Consider the following 12876-nt stretch of genomic DNA (forward strand, 5'->3'; position numbering starts at 1 on the left):
AATTAGGTTTTACATAATGTAAAACCTAATTAATATATTATAAAATCTATCAGTAACTAAGGTCTAACTGACTCTCTTAATTCTTCTATTTTTTCTGTAGATATACCAAAAGCAGTTCCTACAGTTATTTCACCACTTTTAATTTTCTCTTCTATCTCTTTAATTCTATCTTTTATTTCTTGAGGTAGTTCTTCGTAGTATTCATTTTTAGCAAGCTCCACAGCTTCTTCTGCTACTCCCATTTCATTATGAGTACCATATTCCAATTCTCCAGCTATATGTTTTTCTACTGCATTAAATATAGCTATATCTATTCTTTTTACTGCGGAAGATACGATACGTTCTGCTTTCTCTGGATCAGAATCCTTAAATAACATTGCTTGATCTGAATCTACACCTATAGCATATGCATCTTCTTCATTTGCAGCATCCATTAATCCTAAACCTGTACCACCAGCAACATTAAAACTAATATCAACACCAGAATTATACTGTACAATCCCTAGCTCTTTACCTTTAGCCGGATCTGTAAAATTACCAGCATAGGATACTAATACTTTTATTTCAGGATCAACATATTGTGCCCCTTCTATATATCCTACCAAAAAGTCATTTATTCCTGGAGTATCTGCCCCACCTAAAAATCCAATTGTATTTTCACTATTTGCAAGTTCCATTTCTGAAGTTGTAACTAAACTAGCAAGAGCTCCTGCTAAATAAGATACTTCATTTGTACTATAAAACATAGAATAAACATTATCAGGTGTTTCTTCTATAAATGTGTCAAAATTAATATATCTCTTATCAGGATATTCTTTAGCTATTTCATTCATCAATTCTGTAGTATCATTTCCAGAAATGATAATATCCCAATCTCCTTCTGATACGTCAACAAAAGTAGGTTCCCATTTAGTTGAATCAGTCCCCATTTCTATAACCTTTGTTTTTGCACCAAGCTCTTTCTTTACAAGCTCTAAACCTGCATTAGCAGAGTCAAAAAATGATTTATCTCCCAATGTCCCAGGAATCAATAATGCTACCTTCAATTCATCTTTTGAATCCTCTCCTGAAGTATCATCACCAGAACATGCACCTAATACTAGTGACAATATCAATATAACAGTGACAAATAAAGCTGTTTTCTTCATTTTAATTCCTCCATTTAAATTTAAATTTTGTTCATTATATCCTGCCTTACTGGCATAGATGGTTGTGCACCTCTTCTAGTAACACTTACTGCTGAAGCAAGTATTGCATTTTCTATAGCTTGTTTCATATCCCTACCTTTAGAAATTTCTGCTGCCAAAACTCCATTAAAACAATCTCCTGCACCAGTAGTATCAATTGCATTTACTGGATAAGGAGGAAAATACAATTCTTCTTCACTATTTATAAATAGAGCTCCACTTTCTCCAAGAGTACAAATAACATTCTTTACACCTAAATCAATCAAATATTTTGCTTTTTCACTATTAGTACTCAAATCACTCGATTTAGTCAATGTAGCTAATTCATTTTCATTAGGTGTAATTACATCAATTTTACTTAATAACTTTTCACTTAATACTCTAGCGGGAGCGGGATTTAATATTATAAAAGCATCATTTTCCCTTCCTTTATCTATGGCATACTCAACTACATCTACAGGTATTTCCATTTGTAACAAAATAATATCTGCTTGTCCTATGATTTTTTCATTTTCATCAATAAATTCTTTAGTAAAATCACCATTAGTTCCAGGTATAACTACTATAGAATTATTACCCTCATTATCTACTGTAATCCATGCCATACCCGTCTTATTATATTCATGCACCTTAATTCCAGTAGTATCTATACCTTCTCGTTCTAAATCTTCTTTTAGTTTTCTCCCATTTTGATCATTTCCAATTGAAGCCAGCATGTAAGTATCAGCATTAAACCTAGCACATGCAACTGCCTGATTTCCGCCTTTTCCTCCACTATATTTCTCTACGGAATTAGAAATTATCGTCTCTCCTATCTGAGGAATACTATCAACAGAAACAATCATATCCATATTTAAACTTCCTATTATAAGAACTTTCTTCATTTTTATGCCCTCTTACTAGTAGATTCTCTAATTATTAGTTTCGTTTGTATTTTTACTTCTTTATTTGCAGAATCCTTTTTTTCAATAATATCAATCAATCGTTCTACAGCTTTATATCCAATGTCATAACTTGGTTGCATAACAGTAGTAAGTCTTGGATTAACAAGGGATGATATGTATATATCATCAAATCCCACTATACTAACATCTCCAGGAATTCTTTTTCCTTTTTCCTTCAATGCATTCATAGCTCCTATAGCTATCAAATCATTCCCACAAAATATAGCTTTAGTATCATCTTTCAATTGCATCTCATTCATTATTTTATATCCAAAATCACTACTAAATTCTCCAACTATAACTAAATCTTCATCAAAGGGGATATCGTTGTCCTTAAGAGCCTTTTTATACCCTTCAAGTCTCTTCTTAGAAGGTCTAATATCTAACTGTCCAGATAAAAATAATATGCTTTTATGTCCTATTTCTATCAAATAATTTACTGCCTCATAAGCACCATTAAAATTATCAACTTCAATATTTCCTTGTATTCCTTTAAAATATACTTCCCTATCAAGAGAAACAATAGGTACATTTATGTTTATATTTCTTTCTCTTCTTTTATCCCTTACTATAGCACCAGATAATGCAATACCATCAACTTGTTTTTCTATCAAATTATTAATATATCTTATTTCTTTATCCAAATCATCATCAGTATTACAATAAAATATACTATACCCTCTCTTATTTGCAATATCCTCTGCTCCTCTAGTTAAATCAGTAAAGAAAGGGTTGCTAACATCAGGTATTATAAGCCCAATAGTCTTTGTCTTCTTTGTAATCATACTACGAGCTAAACTATTAGGAGAATAATTTTCTTCCTCTATAATTCTTTTTACATTTTCTATAGTCTTTTCACTTAAATCACTATCTTTTCCATTTATAACTTTAGAAACAGTAGCTATCGAAACATTAGCAATTCTTGCAATATCTTTTATAGTTACAGCCAATACATCACCTCCAAGAATTTACTTAAACGTTTTAGTAAAACGTTTAAGTAAATTGTACTATTATATTTTTATTTTGTCAAATAAACTATACATTTTTTAAACAATTCCTTTACATTGTATATATACAAGACTATTTAATATCAATATAATCAAATTAAGAAAAATAAAGGAGGTTAAATTTATGTATTATAGTAATGGAAATTATGAAGCTTTTGCTCGTCCTAAAAAACCTAAAGATGTGGACAAAAAAAGTGCTTATCTTATTGGTTCTGGTCTTGCATCCTTATCTGCTGCTGCTTTCTTAATTCGTGATGGTCAGATGAAAGGAGAAAATATACACATTCTCGAAGAATTAGATATAGTCGGAGGTGGACTAGATGGTATCTACAACAATGACTATGGATTTATTATTCGTGGTGGAAGAGAAATGGAAAACCATTTTGAATGTCTGTGGGATTTATTCCGTTCTATCCCCTCATTAGAAGAAGATAATGCTTCTGTTTTAGATGAATTTTATTGGCTAAATAAAGAAGATCCCAACTACTCTCTTCAAAGGGCAATTGTAAATAGAGGTGAAGATGCTCATACAGATGGAAAATTCACTTTAACTCAAACTGCTTCTATGGAAATAATTCAATTATTCTTTACACCAGAAGAAGAACTCGAAAATTTAAAAATAACTGATGTGTTTAGCGAAGACTTTTTTGATTCTAACTTCTGGCTATATTGGAGAACCATGTTTGCATTTGAACCATGGCATAGTGCAATGGAAATGCGCCGATACGTCACTCGATTCATTCATCATATAGGAGGATTGCCTGACTTTTCTGCACTTAAATTCACTAAATATAATCAGTATGAATCCATGGCTCTTCCTTTGATGAAATATCTTGAAAGTCATGGTGTAACATTTCAATATGGAACAACCGTTAAAAATGTAATATTTGACGTAAGCAATGACAAAAAAGTGGCTAAAAAATTAATTTATAGCCAAAAAGAAGAAGAAAAAGAAATCCTACTAACTGAAAATGATCTTGTTTTTATAACTAATGGTAGTAATACAGAGAGTTCTACATTAGGAGATAATAATACACCGGCAACAATGAACACTGAACTGGGCGGTAGCTGGGAGCTTTGGAAAAATATCGCAAAACAAGATACTGCTTTCGGTCGTCCCGAAAAATTCTGTGGTAATATTGAAGAAAGTAATTGGGAATCAGCAACCATAACAACATTAGACGAAAAGATTCCTCCTTATATCGAAAAAATTTGTCGTAGAGATCCTTTCAGTGGAAAAGTAGTAACTGGTGGTATCGTCACTGTAAAAGATTCCAGTTGGTTAATGAGCTTTACATTAAATAGACAACCACACTTTAAATCTCAACCAAAAGATCAACTAGTGGTTTGGGTATATAGTCTATATTGTGATGTACCAGGAAATTATATCAAAAAACCTATGAAAGATTGTACTGGTATAGAAATTACAGAAGAATGGCTCTACCATATGGGTGTACCAGAGAATGAAATCCATGATTTAGCTGTTAATTCAGCAAATTGTGTACCATGTATGATGCCTTATGTAACATCATACTTCATGCCAAGAGCTAAAGGAGATCGTCCAAATGTGGTTCCAGATGGATGTGTAAATGCTGCTTTTATTGGAAACTTTGCAGAAACTCCACGTGATACAGTATTTACGACTGAATATTCCGTTCGTACTGCTATGGAAGGAGTATATACTCTCCTTGATATAGATAGAGGTGTACCAGAAGTATTTGGTTCTGCATTTGATGTACGTGTTCTATTAGACTCTACCTCTAAAATGATGGATGGTCAAAAACTCACTGACTTAAAACTACCTGCCAAAACAAAAATGAGTGCTAAAAAAATTCTTAAAAAAGTTTCGGATACCCGAATCATGGAATTACTAGAAGAGTATAAATTAATCTAACAACTGCAATTACCAAAAATTAAACTGGGAAAATTCATTTTAAATGGATTTTCCCAATTATTTATTTAAAAGAATACCTGCCCTTATATTGTCATAAAGCTCTTTGTTTAAGAAACAATAATTTTATTTAATTATATTTAAATTTAAAACTTAATATTTCATTACTATTCATTTCTTTTATATAAACAATATCTTTAGTAATTTCAATATTCTTATTATATATACTTTCTTCTTTTAAATTAACTAAACCAACATCACAAAATTTCCCTTTATCATATTCAATCTGTAGACCATTTATCTTTTCATTGATGCTGTTATAAATTCGTAATACTATTCCATCATCTTGTTCTGCTTTCTTGATAGTACTAGTACCTACCAATGGATTTTTTATCTTAATTGGACAATATAAATCTGATAAATCTTTATCATTTTCAGTATTTTGCGACTGCTTATAATACAATGGATATAGATATTTTTCAGCATTTATATTCATTGCATTTATATTTTTAATGGGACAAATAGAATATTCCATTTCAAATCTTCCTATCATATTACTTTTTGGTGTCTTTACATGTAAGCCAGATCTTCTTCCCGGTCTATTAACTAAATCTTGTTTACCCATATAGCTAGTAGCACATAATAACGTTAAGGCTATTTTAGGTTCATCTTCATCTAATATTTCATATTGAGGTAGACCCTTGTTCATAATTTGTATTCCATTTTCCCCATCAAATACTCCTACAAATTTTTGTTGATTATATATTGGATAATACTTTTCTTGCCAATTCTCTTCTCTCCAATACTCTACTTGTTTTAAATAATTTTTTCTTTCCATAATTCCAAATTGTTGATCTGAATAGTGAATATTTGATTTAATATTTCCATCAAATAATACTTGTATTCTATGATCTTTAATACTGTTATCAATTATAGTTTTTATATCTAACCTATTGTTATTTTTATAAATTGTTAGATAAGATTCTATAACTGCATTTTCCTTTTCATTAGTTCTATACTTATTATAAGTATTAATAGGAAAATCTAATGAATAAGTTATTTTAATTTGAGCTTGAATATGACCATCATATATTTTTTCTATTCTTGCTAATTTACCTTTAGAATAAATAATCTTATCCTTTATAGGTGGGGAATAATCATACTCGTCTCCAGCATTTCCACCTTCTTTAAATATGTGTTGATTATAATACGTTTTATTATTTTCTTTATCAATAATATTAAAGCTTCCATCTTCTTTTATATCTACTCTAATATATTTATTTTCAAGCGTATTATTGTTTACTATTAAATTATTTGTACTATTTATACTTGGTTTATTTTCATTAATATAATAAGTTTTATATCCAAAACCTTCAATTTGAGGTGTAAAACTAAATTTAACTTTATAATATTTTTTAACTTCATTTTTACCTATAAAATGACTTTCTATCACATAATCATTTAAATCTACTTTTCCAATATTTATTATTTGATAGTCACATTCTAACCCTTTATCATTAATTAACATAAAATCTTTAGATTCTAACAAAGCACTTACTGTTAAAGTATCTTTTCTTGAACTAATAATTGTGTTAAATATAGTTATTGGCTTTCCTTTATCATTTTGAAATTTTATATTAGACAAAATATCTTTTGTTTTTTCTTCTATAATAGTTGCTGCTATTTGTTTAGATTTACTATATCTCATTTCCATTTCATCATGAGTAACATCGGTACACACATTACCTATAGAATCGTGTGCTTGATTTTGAATTATATTTTTCCACCCATAGTTTATTAAAGAATTATTATAGTATAAACCATGTAATGTTCCAATAGAGGACAATGGTTCTACATATTTTTCATATAATTTTTGCGATATAAAATTTTGATTTTTAATATCAAGTCTTGTAGAACCAATACTTGCATGTACTCTCATAAATTTACCTTTTCTAAATTCCCCTTTATAAGTTTCAAAATTCATATCATTCTTTTTTACACCTTTAATATAATCTTCTAATGTTGAAAATACAAACTTATATCCACTTTCATTATATTCTTTATTTAAATCATTAATAATCAAAGGTAAATCTCTATTTGCTTCTCTTTGATCATAACCACATAGCATAAGGATTTGACTAGTATGAGTTAATTCCTCTTGAGCTTTAATATTAGTTTCTACAACCTCTTTGCTTTTTTCTATGTCTAATGAAAGCCATTTCGCATTTTCATATCCTAAAGGTAAATAATGACCTAAAACTTTGCCTCCATCTAATCCTTCCCAATAAAATTCTTTTTCATTTATATCTTCATCTGATATCCCTCTCCATATAACTGCATCTTTTATATCAAATCCAATTAAGATTTGGGGAATCTGTGCAGATTGTCCAAATGAATCCGGTAAATATCCTATATTCATTACAGAACCAAATTCATCAGCTATATTAATTCCTAAAAGTAAATTTCTTATTAATGATTCTCCACTTGGAATAAACTCATCTGGTTGTATATACCATGGCCCTATAATTATTCTTTTTTGTTCTATAAGTTTCTTAAGCCTCTCTTTATTTTCAGGTCTTATTTCTAAATAATCTTCCAATATTATGGTTTGTCCATCAAACATAAAAGATAAATACTTTTCATCATTTTCTAATAAATTTAATAAATCGTCCATAACTCTAATTAGCTTTATTCTATATTCTTCAAAGGTTTTATGCCATTCTCTATCCCAATGTGTATGTGAAACAATATAAAAATTCAATTTTAACCCTCCTATTTTAAATCCACCCTCAAATATAGAGGATGGACTTTTTATCCCATTAAATTAAATTCTGTTTCTTCCTGATCTTTTTTTATATCAGATTCTTTTCTTAAAAATGCTACTAATACTGCAATAATTGCTACTCCTATAATAAACCCGATTAACCATCTAATTGGATTATTTACCAAAGGTAATGCCCAAATCCCAATAGCTGCAGGTATTGTTGATGACGCTCCTAATACTAAAGATATTGCAGCTCCTATTCCTGTTCCAATTACGATAGATGGTATTACTTTAAATGGAGTTGTTACTGCATAAGGTATAGCTCCTTCTGAAATTCCTAAAGAACCCATAAATGCTGCTGGTATAGCGTTTGCTCTTTCCGATTTAGAGAATCTATTAGGCTTAATTAATGTAGCTAGTGCAAGTCCTATAGGTGGTGCCATTATTCCTACCCATGCTGCCGCCATTGGCTCATATATACCTTCTGCTAAAGTTGCATATGCGAATGCCAGTGCTACTTTATTTACAGGACCTCCCATATCAAATGCCATCATAGCACCAATTATAAATCCTAATATTGCTAAATTTGCTCCTTTTAATGATACTAACCAGTTCTCTAATCCTGTCATTGCTGGAGTTAATGGTATTGCCATAAGATACATTACAACTGCTGTTAATGCTACTCCTAAAACTGGAATTATCATAATAGGTTTTATTATTTGAAAACTTTTATGAATTGGTATCTTCTTTAATTTATTTACAACCCAACCTGCAAAAAAACCTATTAATATACCACCAATGTATCCAGTACCTAATTCTCTTGCTATAACACCACCTACAAAACCTACTGTAAGCCCAGGTCTATCTGCTATAGAATAAGCTATAAATCCAGCTATTGCAGGCACCATAAGTTGAAGTGACCATACTCCTACATTTACCAATTTTTCAACAAAGAATCCTTCTTCTCCAAGGATAATACCTAATGATAATAATATACCTCCTGCTACAACAAAAGGAATCATATATGAAACCCCTGTCATTAAATGTCTTTTAAATTTATCCATGATTTCAACTCCTTATATAATTTATTTTTTTACTTTTGATTCAGCTTTTTCTATCACCTTTTTACAATTTTTCAAAACTTTTTTCGTTGAAACTTCAATTTTAGGTATATTATAAAATCTATTCATTTTAGCTATATGAGCATCAATTGCAAGTATAGCTACATCGGCTTCATTTATTTCTTTTATTGTTAATTCATTTTCTATTCCCATTGCTCCTTGAGTTTCTACTTTTATACTATGCCCTAATTCTTTTGCTGAATCTTCTAATGCTTTTTTTGCCATGAATGTATGGGCTACACCTGATGGACATGCTGTAACTGCTACTATTTTCATTTTACATCTTCCTTCCTAATTTTTATAAAAAATATCTTCCATTAAATCTAGTACCTCATTATCACTTTGAGCATTTTTTAAACTTTGTCTAAAATCTTCCTCCATCAATTTCATTGACAATTTTGATATAATTTTAAGATGTGTATTATTGCTTTCTTTTTCTGGTACCGCGAGACCAATAACTAAATCTACGGGTTTATCATCTAAAGCTTCCCAATCAATAGGATCAGATAATTTCAATATAACTATAGTAGGTTTTATTACTGCTCTTGTCTTGGCATGTGGTATAGCTATACCATAACCTACTCCTGTAGTAAATTCCTCCTCCCTTTCTAATATTTTTTTATAATATAAATCTTTTGAATCTAATCTTTTATCTTTATTAACCATTCTTACAATTTCTTCTAATACTTCTTTTTTAGTTGTTCCATCAAAATTTCTATTTATTAACTTATTATTTATTAATTCAGTTAAACTTAGTTCCATTTATTCATAGTCTCCTTTCCTATAATAAAATTACTGTGAAATTTTTCGAAATCATTTGACTTTATTAACTTTGACACAGAAGATGGTGATTTAGTAACCTGATATAAAGTATTAAATAATTCTTCAAATATATTTGCGTTTTCTTTTGCTAAAATTAAAACCAATACTAATTGTACTTTTCTATCTTTTTCCCACTCTATAGATTCCTTTAATATACCAATACATATAGATGATTTTACTTCAACTGCTTCCAATGGATGGGGTATAGCAATTAAATTTCCTATAGCAGTTGAAGATACACTTTCTCTTTCTATTATAGATTTTTTCACTTTTTTATTTATATAATTTTTTTCAATCATTTTTTGTGTTAAAAATTCAATTACATCTAATTTGTGTGAATAATCAATATCTTTAAAAAATAAGTCTTTTTCAAAAAAATCCTCAAAGTTTTTATTAATGTTTTTGATTTTATTTCTTATATGAATTAAATCTGAATCATCTAAAATAGTACTAACCAAAATTGTCGGTATATTAGTTTTTTCTTTTATAGGAATAGTAGTTAATATTACATCTGGCTTTAACTTTATTACATTTTTAATTTTATGAAGAGGAAATGTTCCTATAAAATCTGCATCTATATTCAATGAATTTTTAAGTTTTGCTAATAATAAATTAGAAGTACCCATACCAGATGAACAAATAATAGCTATTTTTTTAGTTTTTTGATTCAATTTCTTTTTTCTTTCTATTGCTCCTCCAAAATGCATCGCTATATATCCAATTTCATTTTCATCAATTTTATATTTAATTTCATCTTCAATAATTGAAGCTGCAATAATGCCCATCTGAAAAGCTAATGAATACTTTGATTTAATTTCATCAAGTAAAGGATTTCTTACATTCATATCAAATTTCACTCTGTGTAATGTTGGTCTTAAGTGTAAAGCTAAACTATACATTAATTTCTTGTCATAAGTAAAATCTATATTTAATTTTGTATTTATTTCTTCTATTATTTTTAATATTAACTTTTTTATATCATCATTTATTAGATATAATAAATCTTGTTCTTCTTTTTTTTCTAATAATTTACTTCCTAATAAATGCATTGTTATATAACAAATTTCAGAATCTGGAATTTTAATTTGAAAAGCCCTTTCCAACTTTTCAACTATATTTTTTGATATATTATACTCTTTTTCCTTTTTTAATATATTAATTTTGGCATTTTCTAAAGGAATATATTTTTCTTCTACTATTCTTTCCATAGCTATTGCAATATGAATCATAAGATTATTAAGAGCAATATCAGCTAAATAAAATTTCTGCTTTATTAATTCTTCTGTCAAAACTCTCTTTATTAATATAAAGTCAATATCATTAAATATATTTATATCCTCAATTTCATTATCAATATCTTCTTTTACTACTTCTCTATTTAATATATATTGTGAAATACAAAAACGCTTATAAATTTCTTCTCCTTCTATTGTTATTCCAATGTTTCCTTTAGCTACAATATTTAATTTAAAATCTTTAAGAATAGATTTAACATTTTTTAAATCATTTTTTATAGTAGATAAACTTATATACATTTCATCAGATAAATTTTCAAGAGTTAGAGGGTTTTTCTCTAATAAAAGCCTTCTTATTATATAATTAACTCTTTCATAAGGAGAATGAGGTATATTATTTTCATATTTTAATTGATAAGATATATCTTTTAATAATTCATTAAATTTTTTTTCATTAACTATTCTTAATTTGTTCCCTTTTCCTTTTACGGAAACTATATCCGCTCCATAAGGAAATAATAATTTCTTCAATTCTTTCAAATCACTTCTTATAGTTCTAGAAGAAACTCCTATCATCTCTGCCAAATAAGAACTAGTTAAAAATTCATATGAGTTTAAAAGTTTATTTAATATTAAAATTAATCTACCATTAAATATATTCGCCAAAACATTTCCTCCTCTTTAATTCAATTATAAGTTTATTCTGTAAATTTAAATAGACATATATTTTCCGTTGAATATAGGAAATTATTAATAAAACCTTTCTTAAGAGAATTCTCTTAAGAAAGGTTTTTAAATGAATTATTATTTTTTATATATAAGAATAGACAATCTCCATATTTCCTTCTAACTTAAATTTGCCATAAAGAGCTGGAATTATAAAATGTTGTCCCTTTTTTATATCTATTCCATCAATACTACCTTTTCCAGCTAAAACACTCATTATTATGAATGACTTATCTTGATTTATATCTAAACTACTAGTTATATATAATTTGCAAATTGTAAAATAATTAGTTTCAACTAATTTTTCTATTATATTACCATTAACATTTTTTTTATATTTTTCTAGTTTAATATCTTTATAGGGTATTGTAGCTACATCTATACTTTTTTCTATATGAAGTTCTCTTTTTTTCCCATTTTGTAATCTATTATAATCATATACCCTATAAGTTATATCGCTTGTCTGTTGTGTTTCAAGGATCATAGTACCACTACCTATTGCATGAACTGTACCTGCTGGTATATAGAAAAAATCTCCTGGATTTATTTTTACTTTTCTAAGTAATTTATCCCATTTTCCTTCATCTATCATTTGTTTCATTTCTTCTTTTGATTCTGCATTATGTCCTAATACTAATTCTGAGTCTTTTTCACAATCTATAATATACCAACATTCTGTTTTACCTAAGCTTCCATTTTCATGCTTCTTTGCATATTCATCATTAGGATGAACCTGTACGCTTAGATCATCACTAGCATCTATTATTTTAGTTAATAAAGGAAATTCTTTTCCTTCTATATTACCGAAAATTTCTCTATGATTATCCCATAACCAACTTAATTTTTTTCCTTTAAATTCTCCATACTTTATTACTGACTCAGCATTTGGATGAGCACTTACTGCCCAATATTCACCAATATTTTCATTGGGAATTTCATACCCAAAATACTCCTTCAATCTAGTTCCACCCCATATTTTCTCTACAAGTTTACTTTCTAAAAATATTATTGAATTCATGTTTTCACCCCTAATCATATATAATTTATAATTATAACACAATAAAACCAAAAAATATTTTGATTCATTAATATTACAGAACTTATGAGCGAAAAAGTCCACTTCTTCAGATGTGGGATGAAAGGGATATTTTTTAAATAGTTATTGTGGTTTATCAGCAT

The 12876-nt window shown here is 28.3% G+C and carries 10 protein-coding genes; 1 reads left to right on the forward strand and 9 read right to left on the reverse strand.

Going from position 1 to position 12876, the window contains the following annotated elements:
* Positions 1 to 56 precede the first annotated feature (56 nt).
* The 3 genes from GOQ29_RS14185 to GOQ29_RS14195 are packed head-to-tail and all read right to left on the reverse strand — an operon-like array spanning position 57 to position 3081.
* Complete coding sequence (locus tag GOQ29_RS14185; protein WP_203373329.1) at positions 57 to 1148, reverse strand: BMP family ABC transporter substrate-binding protein; 1092 nt, start codon at positions 1146 to 1148, stop codon at positions 57 to 59.
* Positions 1149 to 1168: 20 nt separating this feature from the next.
* Positions 1169 to 2071, reverse strand: coding sequence for a ribokinase (gene rbsK, locus GOQ29_RS14190; RefSeq protein ID WP_203373330.1), 903 nt, complete (start codon positions 2069 to 2071; stop codon positions 1169 to 1171).
* Between the two features lie 2 nt (positions 2072 to 2073).
* Positions 2074 to 3081, reverse strand: coding sequence for a LacI family DNA-binding transcriptional regulator (locus GOQ29_RS14195; RefSeq protein WP_203373331.1), 1008 nt, complete (start codon positions 3079 to 3081; stop codon positions 2074 to 2076).
* Positions 3082 to 3262: 181 nt separating this feature from the next.
* Between GOQ29_RS14195 and GOQ29_RS14200 the strand changes: the two genes are divergently transcribed.
* Positions 3263 to 5032, forward strand: coding sequence for an oleate hydratase (locus GOQ29_RS14200; RefSeq protein WP_203373332.1), 1770 nt, complete (start codon positions 3263 to 3265; stop codon positions 5030 to 5032).
* Between the two features lie 127 nt (positions 5033 to 5159).
* Here the strand turns inward: GOQ29_RS14200 and GOQ29_RS14205 are convergent, their stop codons facing one another.
* The 6 genes from GOQ29_RS14205 to manA all read right to left on the reverse strand — a co-directional run bounded on the left by GOQ29_RS14205 (position 5160) and on the right by manA (position 12715).
* Positions 5160 to 7790 carry a glycoside hydrolase family 38 N-terminal domain-containing protein gene (locus tag GOQ29_RS14205; protein ID WP_203373333.1) on the reverse strand — a complete coding sequence of 877 codons (2631 nt, stop codon included), beginning with the start codon at positions 7788 to 7790 and terminating at the stop codon, positions 5160 to 5162.
* A gap of 50 nt (positions 7791 to 7840) precedes the next feature.
* Positions 7841 to 8857: a PTS fructose transporter subunit IIC gene (locus GOQ29_RS14210; protein ID WP_203373334.1), complete on the reverse strand. Its 1017-nt coding sequence runs from the start codon at positions 8855 to 8857 to the stop codon at positions 7841 to 7843.
* A gap of 21 nt (positions 8858 to 8878) precedes the next feature.
* On the reverse strand, positions 8879 to 9190 hold the full coding sequence (locus GOQ29_RS14215) for a PTS fructose transporter subunit IIB (RefSeq protein WP_203373335.1): 312 nt from the start codon (positions 9188 to 9190) through the stop codon (positions 8879 to 8881).
* A gap of 15 nt (positions 9191 to 9205) precedes the next feature.
* Positions 9206 to 9676, reverse strand: coding sequence for a PTS sugar transporter subunit IIA (locus GOQ29_RS14220; protein WP_203373336.1), 471 nt, complete (start codon positions 9674 to 9676; stop codon positions 9206 to 9208).
* Positions 9667 to 11637 carry a BglG family transcription antiterminator gene (locus tag GOQ29_RS14225; protein WP_203373337.1) on the reverse strand — a complete coding sequence of 657 codons (1971 nt, stop codon included), beginning with the start codon at positions 11635 to 11637 and terminating at the stop codon, positions 9667 to 9669. The genes GOQ29_RS14220 and GOQ29_RS14225 overlap by 10 nt, the downstream gene beginning before the upstream one ends.
* A 145-nt stretch (positions 11638 to 11782) precedes the next feature.
* Positions 11783 to 12715, reverse strand: coding sequence for a mannose-6-phosphate isomerase, class I (gene manA / locus GOQ29_RS14230; protein WP_203373338.1), 933 nt, complete (start codon positions 12713 to 12715; stop codon positions 11783 to 11785).
* Positions 12716 to 12876 lie beyond the last annotated feature (161 nt).

The sequence above is a fragment of the Anaeromonas gelatinilytica genome (genome assembly GCF_016820635.1).
Taxonomy (GTDB): Bacteria; Bacillota; Clostridia; order Tissierellales; family SIT17; genus Anaeromonas; species Anaeromonas gelatinilytica.

What these genes read in the sequence shown, in the direction of transcription:
- GOQ29_RS14210 (WP_203373334.1), bottom strand. Translation starts at nt 8,857, where the DNA reads ATGGATAAATTTAAAAGACATTTAATGACAGGGGTTTCATATATGATT.
- rbsK (WP_203373330.1), bottom strand. Translation starts at nt 2,071, where the DNA reads ATGAAGAAAGTTCTTATAATAGGAAGTTTAAATATGGATATGATTGTT.
- manA (WP_203373338.1), bottom strand. Translation starts at nt 12,715, where the DNA reads ATGAATTCAATAATATTTTTAGAAAGTAAACTTGTAGAGAAAATATGG.
- GOQ29_RS14220 (WP_203373336.1), bottom strand. Translation starts at nt 9,676, where the DNA reads ATGGAACTAAGTTTAACTGAATTAATAAATAATAAGTTAATAAATAGA.
- GOQ29_RS14215 (WP_203373335.1), bottom strand. Translation starts at nt 9,190, where the DNA reads ATGAAAATAGTAGCAGTTACAGCATGTCCATCAGGTGTAGCCCATACA.
- GOQ29_RS14185 (WP_203373329.1), bottom strand. Translation starts at nt 1,148, where the DNA reads ATGAAGAAAACAGCTTTATTTGTCACTGTTATATTGATATTGTCACTA.
- GOQ29_RS14200 (WP_203373332.1), top strand. Translation starts at nt 3,263, where the DNA reads ATGTATTATAGTAATGGAAATTATGAAGCTTTTGCTCGTCCTAAAAAA.